The 15572-nt window shown below is 56.3% G+C and carries 14 protein-coding genes; 9 read left to right on the top strand and 5 right to left on the bottom strand.

Annotation, left to right across the window (positions count from 1 at the left end; all coding sequences use genetic code 11):
• Positions 1–2 precede the first annotated feature (2 nt).
• Genes AC2FFB_RS01035 through AC2FFB_RS01015 form a run of 5 tightly spaced genes read left to right on the top strand, consistent with a single transcriptional unit; the run spans position 3 to position 3875 of the window.
• Entirely contained in the window at positions 3–158 is a 156-nt protein-coding gene (locus AC2FFB_RS01035; protein WP_271946630.1) for a DUF5993 family protein, read from the top strand.
• 9 nt (positions 159–167) lie between these two features.
• The gene (locus tag AC2FFB_RS01030; protein WP_496687687.1) at positions 168–737 is read left to right on the top strand and encodes a disulfide bond formation protein B; all 570 of its coding nucleotides are present in this window, start codon (positions 168–170) and stop codon (positions 735–737) included.
• 34 nt (positions 738–771) lie between these two features.
• A complete protein-coding gene (locus AC2FFB_RS01025) occupies positions 772–1134 on the top strand; it encodes a DUF3302 domain-containing protein (protein ID WP_142634304.1) in 363 nt (120 codons plus the stop codon).
• Positions 1135–1155: 21 nt separating this feature from the next.
• Entirely contained in the window at positions 1156–2301 is a 1146-nt protein-coding gene (locus AC2FFB_RS01020; protein WP_281994737.1) for an HlyD family secretion protein, read from the top strand.
• An 11-nt stretch (positions 2302–2312) separates the two neighbouring features.
• Positions 2313–3875, top strand: a complete 1563-nt coding sequence (locus AC2FFB_RS01015; RefSeq protein ID WP_281994738.1) for an efflux transporter outer membrane subunit — start codon at positions 2313–2315, stop codon at positions 3873–3875.
• A 3-nt stretch (positions 3876–3878) separates the two neighbouring features.
• On the opposite strand, the gene mprF is transcribed toward AC2FFB_RS01015, so the two are convergent.
• Complete coding sequence (gene mprF, locus AC2FFB_RS01010; protein WP_496714421.1) at positions 3879–6488, bottom strand: bifunctional lysylphosphatidylglycerol flippase/synthetase MprF; 2610 nt, start codon at positions 6486–6488, stop codon at positions 3879–3881.
• Between the two features lie 98 nt (positions 6489–6586).
• The gene (locus AC2FFB_RS01005; protein WP_142634311.1) at positions 6587–7015 is read right to left on the bottom strand and encodes an Lrp/AsnC family transcriptional regulator; all 429 of its coding nucleotides are present in this window, start codon (positions 7013–7015) and stop codon (positions 6587–6589) included.
• Between the two features lie 86 nt (positions 7016–7101).
• On the opposite strand from AC2FFB_RS01005, the gene rocF reads away from it, so the two are divergent.
• The 3 genes from rocF to ocd are packed head-to-tail and all read left to right on the top strand — an operon-like array spanning position 7102 to position 9992.
• Positions 7102–8022 carry an arginase gene (rocF, locus tag AC2FFB_RS01000; RefSeq protein ID WP_496687679.1) on the top strand — a complete coding sequence of 307 codons (921 nt, stop codon included), beginning with the start codon at positions 7102–7104 and terminating at the stop codon, positions 8020–8022.
• A complete protein-coding gene (ctlX, locus tag AC2FFB_RS00995; protein WP_271946611.1) occupies positions 8022–8942 on the top strand; it encodes a citrulline utilization hydrolase CtlX in 921 nt (306 codons plus the stop codon). The genes rocF and ctlX overlap by 1 nt, the downstream gene beginning before the upstream one ends.
• A gap of 9 nt (positions 8943–8951) precedes the next feature.
• A complete protein-coding gene (gene ocd / locus AC2FFB_RS00990) occupies positions 8952–9992 on the top strand; it encodes an ornithine cyclodeaminase (RefSeq protein WP_142634317.1) in 1041 nt (346 codons plus the stop codon).
• A 67-nt stretch (positions 9993–10059) separates the two neighbouring features.
• Here the strand turns inward: ocd and AC2FFB_RS00985 are convergent, their stop codons facing one another.
• From AC2FFB_RS00985 to dctP, 3 genes are all read right to left on the bottom strand, one after another.
• Entirely contained in the window at positions 10060–11463 is a 1404-nt protein-coding gene (locus tag AC2FFB_RS00985) for a TRAP transporter large permease (protein ID WP_142634319.1), read from the bottom strand.
• Between the two features lie 3 nt (positions 11464–11466).
• Positions 11467–12096, bottom strand: a complete 630-nt coding sequence (locus AC2FFB_RS00980; RefSeq protein WP_142634321.1) for a TRAP transporter small permease subunit — start codon at positions 12094–12096, stop codon at positions 11467–11469.
• Positions 12097–12161: 65 nt separating this feature from the next.
• Positions 12162–13178, bottom strand: a complete 1017-nt coding sequence (gene dctP, locus AC2FFB_RS00975) for a TRAP transporter substrate-binding protein DctP (RefSeq protein WP_496874386.1) — start codon at positions 13176–13178, stop codon at positions 12162–12164.
• A 428-nt stretch (positions 13179–13606) separates the two neighbouring features.
• Between dctP and acs the strand changes: the two genes are divergently transcribed.
• Complete coding sequence (acs, locus tag AC2FFB_RS00970) at positions 13607–15571, top strand: acetate--CoA ligase (protein WP_496874385.1); 1965 nt, start codon at positions 13607–13609, stop codon at positions 15569–15571.
• Position 15572 lies beyond the last annotated feature (1 nt).

Below are 15572 nucleotides of genomic sequence, written 5' to 3'. Positions count from 1 at the left end.
CCATGATCGCGCTTTTATTTGCGTTACTCACAGCTACTATGGGGCTGAATTATTATAGAAAAACCAAAGCGGCCAATGTTGTGTTCTTCATCACTATGGCCCTAAGTGTTTATTGGCTGAAGTTTCATGCCACCAGCCAACTGACCATTCAGCTGTAGGAGGCCACAATGACACCCGAGCTTTCCCGCACCCTGAACGCGTTGGGAACCCTGGCGGTCAGCCTCGTTCTTGTACTGGCCTTCGGATACCAGCTGGCGCTGAACGAACTGCCCTGCCCGCTTTGCTTATTGCAACGGGTCGGGTTCGTAGCGGTGGGCGTTGGTTTGGGCCTGAACCTGCTATACGGAGCCCGGCCGCAGCATTATGCGTTGATGTTGCTTGCGGCACTGTTTGGGATCAGCGTTTCCGTTCGCCAGATCTTGCTGCATATCGTACCGGGTACCGGCCACTATGGTTCGCCTGTTTTTGGGTATCACTACTACACATGGGCCGCGATCTGCTTTTTTCTGATCCTTCTGGGCACGGCAATCATGCTGCTTTTCGACCATCAATATCAGGACACAACCGACGATCAACCACGGTTCGGGGGCAATACGCTGGCCAAAACCGCGTTCTTTGTGATGCTAGGGCTGGCCGCGCTGAATGCGGGGTCGACCTTGTTGGAATGTGGCCCAGGTATCTGCGCTGACCCGCCGACAAGCTACAAATTGATTGACGAACTGGACACCAACAACTGAGGATGGATAAACCTTCCCTCATGGAGGCATCGGAATGGGACTACTGGGGCAGCCGCTAGGCTATTATGACTATCTGACATTTATCGCACTTATACTGCTGCTGGCCGCTGTAATGGCGCTGTTTCTGTTCATAATGGGACTGCCCGGCCGCATCGCAATCAAACGCAACCATCCGCATGCTGAGGCAGTCAAGATCATGGGCTGGATGGGGTTTCTGGCTGTCGTTCCCTGGATTCACGCCTTTATGTGGGCTTTCCACGATGCAGCCACTGTCGATATCCGCCGTATGCCTGATGATGAACGCGATGCGATACGGAAGGATATCAAACGGTTAGGCGGTGATCTGACCGAAGAATATCGCGATCCACTGGACCCGGACGAAACACAAAAAAGCTAAGGCTAAAGGAAGTCCCACAATATGTTTGTCGCTCTTGGCATTACGCTTTTCTACATCATTTTTGTCTGGCTGATCTTCTTCAAACTACAATGGCTTAAGTTTAGTATCGCCTGGGGCATCGTTTCCTTCTGGGTGGGTGCTCATCTGTTATTGATCTTTATGGTTGCGCTGCGGTTCTTCCAGCCATTTTCGATCGACAGCCACGTGGTCCGCTCAACCATACAGATCGTACCGCGCCTGACTGAACCAACCATCCTTTCCGAGGTTCTGGTCGAGCCGAATACAGAGGTGAAGAAAGGGGATCCGCTGTATCGGTTCGACGACACCGTCTTTGCGCTTGAATTCGAAGAGGCATCCGCACAGTTGGTTGCAGCCCAGCAGAACGCCAAAATTCTGGAACAGGATGTGATCGTCGCGGGTGAAGCCGTCGAGCGAGCAAACGCGCAACTGGCATATGCACTGACCCAGCAGGCACGGTATGAAAACCTTGTCCCTGCGGGTGGTGCCCGAGAGGATGAGCTGGATCGCTGGAACGAGCAGGTCACGGAAGATCAGGCCAAGATAAAAGAGGCCGAAGCCAATCTGGAAAAGGCAAAGCTGGCGCTGGATTCGCAGATCGACGGGGTCAATACCGGAATCGTTCAAGCTCAGGCTCAGTTGGAAAAGGCCCGGTACTTTCTGGACAATACTACGATCTACGCGCCCGAAGATGGTATGATCGTTTCACAACAGGCACGCCCGGGTCTGGTTGTCGGTGACATCCGATTGGGCGCAATCGCCAGCTTTGTGACCAAGGAAAACCCCTATATTCTCGCCACTTACCGGCAGCAGAACCTGAAATTTGTGAAACCCGGGCAACAGGTTGAGGTCGCGCTGGACTTATATCCCGGAGAAATCCTGACCGGCAAAGTCGAGGCAATCTGGTGGGCAACCCGCCAGGGTCAATATCTGCCATCAGGCCGCCTGCCCGGATTTGAACTGCCAAAAATTCCTGGACATATTGCCGTGCAGATTTCGGTCGAAATTCCAGATGGCCACGTCTTTCCCGCCGGTGGACATGCCGCGGTGGCAATCTATACCGGCCAGGGCAAAAGCTTTGAGTTCCTGCGGCGCATCAATATCCGCCTCTATTCCTTCGCAAACTTCATCCGACCACTGGACATTTAAGGACACGCTGTATGACACGGGCCAGGCTAAACCGCAGTTTGATGGGCACAGCCCTGTGTGCCGCGCTGCTGGTGGGATGCGCACCTGTCGGTCCTGATTTTGTGCGACCGAACTCTCCGGTCGTGAAGGAATGGATCGAGGTAAACAACCCCTCAGTCGGTCCCAGCGGCCTCACCTCGCGTAGTGCCCCTGTGGCAAAATGGTGGGAGACCTTCAACGACGCCACTTTGAACCGGTTGATCGCCGAAGCCTATGCCCAGAACCTGGCGCTACAGGTGGCCGGTGCGCGCGTATTGCAGGCCCGCGCACAGCTTGGGATTGCCTTTGGTGAGCTTTACCCCCAATCGCAGGCCATCGGAGGTTCGATCGAGCGGCGCCAGATCAGCGACAATATCGGACCGATTTCCGATATCAATCGGATCATCCCTCTGGATACTGAATTCTCGACCTCGCAGGTTGGCTTCGACGCCCAATGGGAACTGGATGTGTGGGGGCAGCAACGCCGGGGTGTGCAGGCCGCACGATCCAATCTGGCACTTCAGGTCGCTAATTACGATGACGCTTTGGTCACGCTGACCGGCGATGTAGCAGCGTTATATGTAAGCTTCCGCGCGCTGCAAGAAACCCTGTTCGTGGCACGAGAGAATATCAAGCTGCAACAGGAATCGGTTGATCTGACGCAACTGCGTTTCAACAACGGCGTCACCACTGAACTGGATGTGCAAGAGGCCACCGCCCTGCTGAACAATACCATGGCGCTGGTGCCGGAGATTGAAAGCGATCTTCAGCAGACCAAGAATGCTTTGGCTGTTTTACTGGGAACAACACCCTCGCGCATGGCCGGGTTGCTGGGTAATTCCGGTCGTATCCCTTCGGCCCGATCCAACGTCGCCGTTGGAGTACCAGCGGAATTGCTGCGCCGACGCCCGGATGTACGCGCCGCAGAACTGGCCGCTGCCACACAGTCTGCGCAAGTTGGGATCGCGATTGCTGACCTGTATCCCCAGTTCATCCTGTCCGGTTCGATCGGCCTGCAGGCCTCGGGCAGTCAGGACCTGTTTTCATCCGCCAGCAATACTGGGCTGGCCAGTGCCGGAGTGGTCTGGAATGTGCTAAATTATGGGCGGATCAAGAATAATGTCCGCGCCCAGGACGCAGCTTATCAGGCCTTGATTGCGAACTATCAAAACACCGTCCTGACCGCCTATTCCGAGGTTGAAAGCGCCATGGTCGCCTATGCGCAATCACGCAAACAAGTGACATTCTACCAAAACAGCGTCACCGCATCGCGCAAAGCTGCCGAGATCGCGGTGAACCAATACCGGGATGGCATCGCCAGCTATTCCCGCGTTCTGAACACGCAAACCGCATTGCTGCGATCACAGGCCAATCTGATCGAAGCCCGCCAGCAGGTCTCGAGCAATCTGGTTGCAGTCTACAAAGGTTTAGGCGGTGGTTGGCAAATCCGGCAAAATCAGGAGTTCCTGCCGGAAACCGTGCTGGCCGAAATGGCCTATCGCACCGATTGGGGAGACCTGCTGCAACAGGCTCCGATCCAAGCCAGCCTGAACTGAGCGCTATTTCGTCAGACCGCGCAAGCCGCCCGAAATCAGAATGTTGACCTCGTAGAGAATACGCGGCGCGGCCAGTCCTCCGGGGCTGGCCAAATAGTTCGGGCTCCATTCTGGTTCGAATTTCTGCTTGAACGAGCGCAGCCCCTCGAAGTGATAAAACTGTTCGCCATGTTCATAGACAAAGCCGCCAATGCGGTTCCACAGTGATGCCAGTTGCCGGTTTTCGATCCCGGAAAACGGTGCCGCCCCCAGCGAGAACCAGTGGAACCCCTGCTCGGCGCCCCATGACATCATCTCGGCAAACAGCGCATCCATAACAAAACTTGGGCTATCTGGTTCATACCGCATCAGATCCAGCGACAGTTCTGATTTTTGCCCGCCCTGAAACAGGTTAGCAAACGCGACGATCTCACCTGTTTCGCCATTCCGCAGCACCGCGTGGTCGAAATAGGACAGATAGGTTTCATCAAATCCGCCAAGCGCAAAACCTTTCTCGGCCCCAGCCTTTTGCGCCAGCCAGTCATCCGAAATCTTGCGCAACTCGGGCAGGATCAGGGTTAGTTCCTGTTTTGGAATAATCTCGAAAACATACCCTTCGCGTTCGGCCCGGTTCTTGGCCTGACGGAACCGCTTGCGGGATTTTCCGTCCAGCGAAAAATCTTTCAGCGGCACCCGCGCTACTTCGCCAATTTTCAGGATCGACAGGCCAAGGTCTAGAAAGGTCGGCAGGTATTTGGTGGAAACGCTGTAGAAGGCACAAAGTTTACCCTCACGGTCCGCCATCTCGCGCAGCTGCCATATCAGCTGTTTACCGGCGGTTTCATCCCCTACTGGCTCACCTTTGGTGACCAGTGCGTTGCCGGTATCGGCATAAGCCAGAAAAGCGGTTTCATCCGGCGCGATCAGGAACTGCTTGTCCCCGGTCAGGGAAATCTGGGATTCTGTGTCTTCGCTTTCCATCACCAGACGTTCGACTACTTCGGGGATTTCTGTGCGGGCTGGAACAGGAATCTCGCGCCCGAACAGAGAGCTAACGGCAACCACCCCAAGGATGACCGCAACCACAAGGCTGGATCGTAGGAACCGCGAGGCGTCGCCGTTCCAGGCAAACTCCCACCACAGGGCATTTTGATATTCGACATGGGAATAAGCAAACAGACCCACCCAAAAGATCACCGCAAGCAATGCAAGAACGCTGACCAGCCAAGGTATGTTCAACCTGAAGATCGAAGCGCCGCTAACCCGATAGAAAGCATCCCGGAACATGGCCAGCAGAACGATGCTACCCACCATGCTGAGCGCTTCGTGCGTATCCAGCCCTTTGGTCAGCGAAGCGACAAAACCGGCCAGCATCAACAGCATGGCCACAACCCAAGCCCGGTAAAGCTTGCGAAACAGCCCCCGTGACACAAGGATCAGCAAGACCCCTACCGCACTTCCGGCCAAGTGGGACGCTTCGACAAAGGACAGGGGTAGGAAATCCCGCAGCACACCCAGGTTACCGCTGCTTGCAGGCAACGCGCCGGAGACCAGAAGTATCACACCGGCCACTGCGGCCACGCCTGCGGCCACCATGGGCACGATCGGACGGATCACTCGATAAACCCAAGTGGCTGCACCAGTAATATGTCGCCGGTGGCTCAGCGCTGATGCCACAGCGATTGAAAGCGTGGCGATGAGGAAGGGAAGAAACGTATAGACCAGGCGGTACAGCAGCAGCGCGGCAATGACATCCGACCGGCCTGACGCGCCAAGTCCCGCGATCATAGTCGCCTCGAAGGCGCCAATTCCACCCGGCGCATGGCTGAGGATACCGACCGCAATCGCGCCAATAAAGATGGTGAAGAAATAGGGGTAGCCGATCCCAAGGTCTGTCGGCAGCAGCACATACAGAACCATCGACGCACCAAACACATCGCCCAAGGCCGCCAGCGTCAGCAACCCGGCCAGTTTGCCGCCGGGAAGGTTAAATCCAACCCCGCCATAGGCCAGCCTGCGCCCGCCTTTCGACAGCCAGATGAACAGCGTTGCCAGAGCGATCAAAAGGCCCAATCCTATGACCGTCTCGACCGTATCGCTGATTGGCAAAACCTTCGATATCCCGTCGGGATGAAAGGTCAGCAAAGCCCCTAACAGCAAGGTCATGCCGGACCAGAAAGCGATCCACGAGGTCGCAATAACCCCAGCGACACGCCCCAGATCCAGCCCCAAAGATGCGTAGATCCGATACCGGATCGCCGTGCCCGTGATGTAGGAAAACCCAAGGCAATTTGACACCGCATAACCACAGGCCCCGGCCATGCCCGCAACCGGCAAAGGGACCTCACCGTCGGCAACGCTCTGGACTGCAAAGACGTCGTATAAAGACAGGGAAACAAAGCTAAAAGCGGTCCAGCACAAGGCGATGAACAACAGCGTCCAAGAGGTGTTCGCCACATCCGTCTGAACGGATGACCATTTCACATGTGCAGACAGTTCATGCAGCACGGTCAGGGCGACCAGCATGACGATTACGGGAATGGCGGTTCTGACCAGGGGTCGTTCCAGAAAACCGGATACTCTTTCGGCAAGTCTGATGGCCCAGAGTTCTTTGCCTGTATCCTGATCAGTCATGTGATTTCCCTGTTTCAGGTTTGCAGCTGCCTTTGCGCGGGTGGCGAACGCATCGCAACTTTTACACATATTCCTTGCTGCTCAAAGCACTACAGCAATCAGACGCGGCCTTTCCGAGTAGAAAGAAGCAAGTTGGTTTCGGATCGCGTAATCCCTTCGATCCTGCGGATGCGAAACAGGATTTCATCCAGTTCGGCCAGGGTCTCGGTCCCAATCTCGGCAATCAAGTCCCAACCGCCATTTGTCGAATGGACAGCCCGCACCTGTGGCATGGCGGCAATTTGGGCCATGGTGCGCTCGGTGCCGCGCCCTTCGATTTCCAGCATCATCAACCCTCTGACCGGGCTTTGCGCCACATCCTGCCGTGTCAGAACCGTAAAACCTACAATCTCACCGGATTGCTTCAAACGTTGCAGACGGCTGCGCACTGTTGTGCGTGTGACTCCCAGTGTTTCAGCCAGTTCCGAGAGTGAAGCACGGGCATCCCGATGCAGAGCGCTGAGAAGCTTGCCATCCAAATCGTCCATTCAATACTTCCGTTATGTCACTTGCGGTTCCATTTTGAGCATTTTGATCCCTATCCGCAAGCCACATTGCCGGAGTAGTATTCCATATGGATACAAACAACGTAATTCTGGTTGGCGCCCCGATGGATTCGGGCAAGCGTCGACAGGGCTGCCGGATGGGCCCCGATGCCTATCGGGTTGCGGGGCTTCAATCAGCTCTTTCCGATCTCGGTCTTCACCTACGGGATCTCGGCGATGTCACACCTGACATTCCGGATATGTCCGAACATTCGCATCTCTTCGCCCTGCCCGAGTGTGTCGGCTGGACCAAAGCTCTCAGCCGTGTCGCGCAAGATGTCGCCCCACAAGGCCTGCCAATTTTCATGGGCGGCGATCATGCGCTTTCGATGGGCACGGTTTTGGGCATGGCACAGCACGCCGAGCGGATCGAACGCCCACTGTTCGTTCTCTGGCTGGACGCGCATAGCGATTTCCACACACCCGAGAGCACCGATAGCGGCAACCTGCACGGGACACCCGTAGCCTATTTCACCGGACAGCCCGGATTTGACGACTTCCCACCGGTTTCATCGCCAGTTCCGACCGACCGGGTCGGCATGATCGGTCTGCGCTCGGTCGACCCAGCCGAACGGGCTCGGCTGGAACAGGATCGCGCAATGCTGGCCGATATGCGAAGCATCGACGAAAACGGCATCAAAGCACCGCTGATGGCCTTTCTGGAGCGGGTCCGGGCAGCGGATGGCATCCTTCATGTTTCGCTGGATGTGGATTTCCTTGATCCGTCCATTGCTCCTGCAGTTGGCACAACAGTTCCAGGTGGCGCGACCGAACGCGAGGCTCATCTAGTGATGGAACTGCTGCACGAAAGCGGTCTTGTCTGCTCGCTGGATCTGGTAGAATTGAACCCGTTTCTGGACGAACGCGGCCGCACTGCAAAATTGATGGTGGATCTGGCCGCCTCATTGCTGGGCCGCCGCATCTTTGACCGCCCCACCCGGAGCTTCTGATGCAATCTCTACAAGCCCCACCAGCCGTTGTGATGATCCGGCCCCATGCGTTTGCTTCGAACCCCGAGACACGCGACGACAATGCGTTCCAGACCTTGGCCAACCGCTCGGCAGCGGCCACGTCTGTCCAAGCACGCGATGAACATGATCAGGCGGTGGCGCTGCTGCGCGATGCGGGTATTAAGGTTCATGTCTTCGACGATTTCGGAGACCTTGACACACCAGACAGCGTATTTCCGAACAACTGGTTCTCGACCCATCCCGGCGGACATGTGGCAATCTATCCGATGTTTGTGCCGTCGCGCAGGCGCGAACGTCGCGCCGACGTCATAGAAATGTTGAAACAGGAGTATCGTGTTCAGGACGTGATCGATTATTCCGGGCTTGAACAGGACAGACTGGCGCTGGAAGGCACCGGAGCGATGGTTCTGGACCACATTGGCCGCGTGGCCTACACGGTCAAATCCAACCGCGCCGACCCCGTTCTGTTGGAGCGTTTCTGCACCCATTTCAACTATGAGCCCATCGCATTCGAGGCGCATGATGCCGCAGGACGTGATGTCTATCACACGAATGTTCTGATGGGCATCGGCTCCAAATACGCGCTGATCTGTCTTGATATGATCGCGGACCCCGAACGCCGCGCGACAGTGAAAGCCAGGCTGGAAGAATCCGGTCGCACGGTCATCGACCTGACACATGATCAGATCGCTGAATTTGCTGGCAACGCCATCGAACTGAGCGGCCTGAATGGTCCCGTGCTGGCGCTGTCCAGCCGGGCACTTGCCGCCCTGACCCCGGAACAAATCGCTACAATCGAAGCCAGCGCGACACCTCTGCCGCTTTCGATTCCCACCATTGAAACTGCCGGTGGATCCGTGCGCTGCATGATTGCGGGCATCCACCTGTCCCGCCGATAGGAGCCCCTAATGCAACCATCTGAAAAGGCCCTGGTGCCGTTTGTGTCTGTCGACAATATGATGAGACTGGTCCACCACATCGGCGTCGAACGTATGATCACCGATATTGCGGCGCAAATCGAAGCTGATTTCAAACGGTGGGAAAGCTTTGACAAAACACCCCGCATCCCTGCCCACTCGCCACATGGGGTGATTGAACTGATGCCAACCTCAGACGGTGAGGCCTATGGGTTTAAATACGTCAACGGCCACCCCAAGAACACCTCCGAGGGCCTACAGACCGTTACCGCATTTGGATTGCTGGCAGACGTCTACACAGGCTATCCGACCCTGCTGACCGAAATGACCATGCTGACTGCATTGCGCACCGCAGCAACCTCTGCCCTGGTCGGCAGTTATCTTGCGCCCAAATCGGCCTCGACCATGGCAATGATCGGGAATGGCGCGCAATCCGAATTTCAGTGCCTCGCCTTCAAGGCCATGTGCGGGATTGATACTGTTCGCTTGTACGATACCGACGCGGCTGCTACCGAAAAATGTGCGGCCAACTTGGCGGGCTCTGGCCTCTCGGTCGTGAAATGCAAATCCCCTGAGGACGCCATCGAAGGCGCGCATATCATCACGACCTGCACGGCGGACAAGAAAAATGCCACGATCCTGACCGATAACTTGGTCGGCCCAGGCGTCCACATCAACGCGATCGGCGGCGACTGTCCCGGCAAAACCGAACTGCACAGGGATATCCTGCTACGCTCTGAAATATTCGTCGAATACCCGGAGCAAACACGTATTGAGGGCGAGATTCAGGCCCTGGAAGACGATCATCCCGTCACCGAGTTGTGGCAGGTCATGACGGGACAGGCCGAGGGTCGCAAAGATGATCGTCAGATCACGTTGTTTGACAGCGTAGGTTTCGCGATCGAGGATTTTTCAGCCCTGCGCTACATCCAGTCCGCAGTCCGGGGCACAGATTACTACGAACCCCTGGACATGCTGGCAGACCCTGACGACCCGCGCGATCTGTACGGAATGCTGATGCGCGCGAAATAGAGATACCCTGCCCCCACGCGCCAGCCGGGGGCAGGTATCACCAAAGATTGACTTCGTCAGATGCCAATTACCCGGCCAGCGAAGGCAGGTACAGAACGATGCCCGGAAAGGCGACCAGCAGCGCAATCGTCACGGCGTCGGCGATGAAAAACGGCGTCACGCCCTTGAACACGTCCTGAACGCTCAGATCAGGGCGGACGCCGGCAACGACAAAGCAATTCAAACCGATCGGTGGCGTGATCAGGCAGAACTCGGCCATTTTCACCACCAAAATACCAAACCAGATGGCGCACATCGGACCGGACATCCCAAACGTACTTTCCGCAGCGGTGACGGCCTCGCCCCCGTTCAGCGCCATAACTGCCGGATAGACAACCGGCAGAGTCAGCAATAGCATCCCGATGGCATCCATGAACATGCCGAGCACCGCATAGGCCAGCAGGATGCAGATCAGGATCAGCATGGGTGACATTGTCAGCGACGTGATCCAGTCGGAAAACGCGCTTGGCAAATCGGCGAAACCCAGGAACCTGACATAGATCAGCACGCCCCAGATGATCGAAAAGATCATCGCGGTCAGTTTGGCGGTCTCAAGCAGTGCGGATTTCAACTCTGCCCATCTCATGCCGTGGAACAGCGCGAAGCAGAACACGATAAAGGCACCGATTGCCCCGCCTTCGGTTGGCGTGCCCCAGGCTTTTTCACCAAACGGGTTATAGACGAAGCAGATGATGATCAGGATCACCGCAACAATCGGTAGGGCACCAGGCAGCGCGGCAAAACGCTGTTTCCAAGTAAAGCCGGTGACCGGCGGGCCGACATTTTTGAACACAACGGCGATGCCGACGATCAGCAGACCATAGATAACCGCCGAAAACGCTCCCGGTATGAACCCGGCGAGCAGCAGTTTGCCCACATCCTGTTCCACGATGATCGCATAAATCACAAGGATCGCCGAGGGCGGGATCAGTGAGGCCAAAGTGCCACCTGCAGCAACTACGCCCGCCGCAAATTGTTTGTTGTACCCGACCTTCAGCATTTCCGGGATCGCGATCCGGGCAAATACCGCAGATGTCGCGACCGATGCCCCCGAGACTGCAGCAAACCCAGCGGTGGCGAACACGGTTGCGACCGCAAGCCCACCCGGAACCCAGGCCACCCAGCGCTTGGCCGCCTCGAACAGCGCGCGCGTGAGGCCTGCGTAATAGGCAAGGTAACCGATCAGGATAAAGGTCGGGATCAGGCTGAGCGTATGGGCTGCAACCTTGGAATGCGGCACTTGCCCTGCGGTTTTTACCGCAACGGTCAGCGCCTTGCCAAATCGGTCAGGATCATATCCGAATTTGGCCCAGAATATCCAAACCAGACCGATCAGCCCCGCCAAAGCCGCGGCAAAAGCCACACGCATTCCGGTGATAACCAGAACCAGCAGGCCACCGGTGACCCAGAGGCCAATCTCAATCGAGTCCATTTACTAGTCCTGCCCTTCGAATTGTTCGGCTTCAGCGGCAGCCTGCGCAGCAGCGTCCTGTATCATCGGCACCGCAACTGGGTTTTGTAGGCCCAGCACAAAGGCCCGTCCATAACCCCAGATTTGCAGCACAAGCCGCAAGCAAAGTACCGAAAACGCAATAGGTGCCAGTAACTTGGCAGGCCAGAGCGGGATGCCAATGTCGATCGAGCTGTCCCGGCTCCACAGAGGTGCGCCAAAGTCGAATGATCTGTCGAAATGGGACCAGCTGCCCCAGACCAATGCCAACATGAGCACCAGGATGAGAACGACCGAAATCAACTCGAACAGCCACAAAGCCCGTCCGTGTAGCCGCGAAATGACAATATCCATCCGGATATGGCCCCCATCGCGTTGTACGTAAGAGATACCTAGAAACGCAATCAAAGGCATGGCTTGCTCGATCCAATCGACATAGCCCGGCAATGGCGCGTTATAGGCGTTGCGCCCGCTCACCGAGACAACTGCCAGCACCATTAACCCGAACACGGCAATTCCGCTGATCAGTGCAAGCGTACGCTCGGCCCTTAACAGCAGCTGGTCCAGCCTGCTCAGACGGCTATCATCCGCAAGCACCGTCGCCTGTCCTGCCATTCCGCTGGCCCTTTCTGTATTGGAATCAGTGTCCGGGTACCGCGCTGGGTACCCGGAACGCGTGATCAGTTCCCGCCACGCTGTTGTTTCAGCGTCAGTTGAACAAGATCATATAGATCCTGCGCAGGCAGACCCTGCGCGGACATGTCAGCGATCCATTGCTCGCGGATCGGATCAGCAGCCTTGGTGCGGAATTCCTCCAGCACGGCTTCGTCGATCTGAACTTTCTGCACGCCTTTTTCGGTCAACACACCATCCCACTGCTCCAGCAGACCGCCGTAATTGGCGAGATAATGGGCAATGGCCTCGTCGACAGAACTGTTAAGCGCTTCGCGATGTTCTGCAGGCAGCGCTTCGTAGGCGTCGATATTGACCACAACCGGACAGTTTACAGTGCCGGGGTTCAGGTTGGCCGTCCACCAGTCGGCTTCGTTGATGGTGCCGAAAGACAAATGTGCGTGCTGAGCAAAGGCCACTGTATCAACAACACCGGATTCCATCGCATTAAACGCCTCGGTCGCGGGCACCGATGTTGGAACACCGCCAACGGCCTCAAACGCCTTACCCAGCCCGCCGGTCGCACGTACACGCATGCCGTCAAAATCGGCAAGCGTTGCGCGCGGATCACCGGTTCCAACGATATTATACTGGGGCATTGGCGACGTCATGATGATCCGGGCATTCCACTGAGCCATCTCATCCTTAACGGCGGGATGATCATATACAGCGTGGCTGACGGCCACCTCTTCTTCCAAATTGTTCACACCCAGGAACGGCAGTTCAAGTACAGTGATCGCCCGATTTTTGTCGCGGTGATAGCCTGCGCAGAACTGCGCCATCTCGAATGCACCGATCTCAATCCCGTCCAGATTCTCCTTCGGCTTTGAAAGCCCACCATAGCTGACATTGATCGTGAATTCGCCACCGGTTTTTTCGCTGACCAGTTCAGCCAGTTTCTCGACATGTTCGGTAAAGGCCCGGCGTTTGCCCCAGACCGAAGCATTCCATTCTGTTGCTGCAGCTTCGGTAACGAATGCAACAGTCAGGGCGGCGACGGCGGCACCGCTCAACATTTTAGTCATAGTGATTTCTCCCATTGATGCGTCCCCTTTTTTGGGTCGCTTGCGCGTAAAGCTAGCGCCAACATCGATATGTGCCAACCCCTGCCAGACCACCCACTAAAATCTGCAAACCGCCCGCCAGCGCTAACAATCATAAGGTGTATATGAAATGTGTAAATTTCACGGGCAAGCACTTTGAAAACAGTGAAAATGTGATTAACATCTATATTATTGTTTTAAATAAGTTTTTTTAATACCTAACGATTTCCTTTACAATTCCCTCATAGGGATTGAAATTTATTAACAAATAAACCCTGCTATTTCTGTAATTTATTTCTTTGTTTTCTGATCTCCGTATTATCCTGCATCGGGAGGAAACAGGTCGACATTGCCTGTTCAGCGGGCAAGATTGTCCCAGTGAATTTAAGTCCAGAGGGAGGAACCTCAGAATGACAACCGCTGCTCAGGCAGATGCCAAAGTTTATCCGCCATCCGCAGAAATTTCAGCGCGTGCGCATGTCGATGCCAAGAAATACGGCGAAATGTACACGGCTTCTATAAACGACCCCGTTGCATTCTGGGGCGAACAGGGCAAACGCGTTGACTGGATCAAACCCTATACCCAAGTGAAAGACGTCAGCTATGATTTGGGCTCGGTCGGGATCAACTGGTATGCGGATGGCACTCTGAACGTTTCAGCCAACTGCCTGGATCGTCATCTGAATACACGCGGCGATCAGACTTCGATCATCTGGGAACCTGATGACCCGAATGAACCCGCCCAACACATCACCTATGCCGAACTGCACCGCCGCACCTGCCGGATGGCGAATATCCTGGTTTCCATGGGCGTGCGCAAAGGCGACCGCGTAGTCATTTATCTTCCGATGATCCCCGAGGCTGCATATGCCATGCTGGCGTGCGCACGTATCGGCGCAATCCACTCGATTGTTTTTGCAGGGTTTTCCCCTGATGCCCTGGCTGCACGCGTCAACGGATGCGACGCCAAGGTTCTGATTACAGCTGATGAGGCCCCTCGCGGCGGCCGTAAGACACCGTTGAAGTCAAACGCAGACGCGGCCCTGCTGCACTGCAAGGACACGGTGAAATGCTTGGTTGTCAAGCGTACCAACGGCCAGACCACATGGATCGACGGGCGCGACTACGACTATAACGAAATGGCGCTCGAGGCGGATGACTATTGCGCGCCTGCGGAAATGGACGCCGAAGACCCTCTGTTCATTCTGTATACCTCCGGGTCGACCGGTCAGCCGAAAGGTGTGGTGCATACCACCGGCGGATATCTGGTCTATGCGGCAATGACGCATGAGATCACCTTCGATTACCATGAAGGCGACGTCTATTGGTGTACCGCCGATGTCGGTTGGGTGACCGGCCACAGCTATATCGTCTATGGCCCGCTGGCCAATGGCGCGACCACGCTGATGTTCGAAGGTGTTCCGACCTATCCGGATGCATCCCGCTTTTGGCAGGTCTGTGAAAAGCACAAGGTCAATCAATTCTACACGGCCCCTACCGCTTTGCGCGCCCTGATGGGGCAAGGCAATGAATGGGTCGAGAAATGCGATCTGAGCGATCTGCGCACGCTGGGCACTGTGGGTGAGCCGATCAACCCGGAAGCGTGGAACTGGTACAATGACGTTGTCGGCGGTGGGCGCTGCCCGATCGTGGACACCTGGTGGCAAACCGAAACCGGTGGTCACCTGATGACCCCCCTGCCCGGCGCCCACGCGATGAAGCCCGGCTCGGCCATGAAGCCGTTCTTTGGCATCCAACCTGTGGTTCTGGACCCGCAATCCGGGGTCGAGATCGACGGCAACGGCGTCGAAGGCGTGCTGTGCATCAAGGACAGCTGGCCCGGCCAGATGCGTACGGTCTGGGGCGATCATGAACGGTTCGAGAAGACTTATTTCTCGGACTACAAAGGCTACTACTTCACCGGTGACGGCTGCCGCCGGGACGAGGATGGCGATTACTGGATCACCGGACGTGTGGACGATGTGATCAACGTCTCGGGGCACCGCATGGGTACGGCCGAGGTCGAAAGCGCTCTGGTGGCACATGCTGCCGTGGCCGAGGCCGCGGTTGTGGGCTATCCCCATGATATCAAGGGGCAAGGCATCTATTGCTATGTCACCTTGATGAATGATCGCGAACCCTCGGACGAGCTTGTGAAAGAGCTGCGCACCTGGGTTCGGACTGAGATCGGACCGATTGCCAGCCCGGATGTGATCCAATGGGCTCCTGGCCTGCCAAAAACCCGCTCGGGCAAGATCATGCGCCGTATCCTGCGTAAGATCGCCGAGAATGATTTTGGATCGCTCGGTGACACATCGACCTTGGCTGATCCGTCCGTGGTCGACAACTTGATCGAAAACCGCGCAAGCAAGTGAG

This window comes from Ruegeria sp. YTSA219 (assembly GCF_059609985.1).
Note: the sequence above shows the minus strand (reverse complement) of the source record. Positions and strands in the feature narration are given on the sequence as shown.

Excerpts from the sequence above, each read along its gene's own strand:
- AC2FFB_RS01035 (WP_271946630.1), top strand. The coding sequence starts at position 3 with ATGATCGCGCTTTTATTTGCGTTACTCACAGCTACTATGGGGCTGAAT.
- AC2FFB_RS01030 (WP_496687687.1), top strand. The coding sequence starts at position 168 with ATGACACCCGAGCTTTCCCGCACCCTGAACGCGTTGGGAACCCTGGCG.
- AC2FFB_RS01025 (WP_142634304.1), top strand. The coding sequence starts at position 772 with ATGGGACTACTGGGGCAGCCGCTAGGCTATTATGACTATCTGACATTT.
- AC2FFB_RS01020 (WP_281994737.1), top strand. The coding sequence starts at position 1,156 with ATGTTTGTCGCTCTTGGCATTACGCTTTTCTACATCATTTTTGTCTGG.
- AC2FFB_RS01015 (WP_281994738.1), top strand. The coding sequence starts at position 2,313 with ATGACACGGGCCAGGCTAAACCGCAGTTTGATGGGCACAGCCCTGTGT.
- mprF (WP_496714421.1), bottom strand. The coding sequence starts at position 6,488 with ATGACTGATCAGGATACAGGCAAAGAACTCTGGGCCATCAGACTTGCC.
- AC2FFB_RS01005 (WP_142634311.1), bottom strand. The coding sequence starts at position 7,015 with ATGGACGATTTGGATGGCAAGCTTCTCAGCGCTCTGCATCGGGATGCC.
- rocF (WP_496687679.1), top strand. The coding sequence starts at position 7,102 with ATGGATACAAACAACGTAATTCTGGTTGGCGCCCCGATGGATTCGGGC.
- ctlX (WP_271946611.1), top strand. The coding sequence starts at position 8,022 with ATGCAATCTCTACAAGCCCCACCAGCCGTTGTGATGATCCGGCCCCAT.
- ocd (WP_142634317.1), top strand. The coding sequence starts at position 8,952 with ATGCAACCATCTGAAAAGGCCCTGGTGCCGTTTGTGTCTGTCGACAAT.
- AC2FFB_RS00985 (WP_142634319.1), bottom strand. The coding sequence starts at position 11,463 with ATGGACTCGATTGAGATTGGCCTCTGGGTCACCGGTGGCCTGCTGGTT.
- AC2FFB_RS00980 (WP_142634321.1), bottom strand. The coding sequence starts at position 12,096 with ATGGCAGGACAGGCGACGGTGCTTGCGGATGATAGCCGTCTGAGCAGG.
- dctP (WP_496874386.1), bottom strand. The coding sequence starts at position 13,178 with ATGACTAAAATGTTGAGCGGTGCCGCCGTCGCCGCCCTGACTGTTGCA.
- acs (WP_496874385.1), top strand. The coding sequence starts at position 13,607 with ATGACAACCGCTGCTCAGGCAGATGCCAAAGTTTATCCGCCATCCGCA.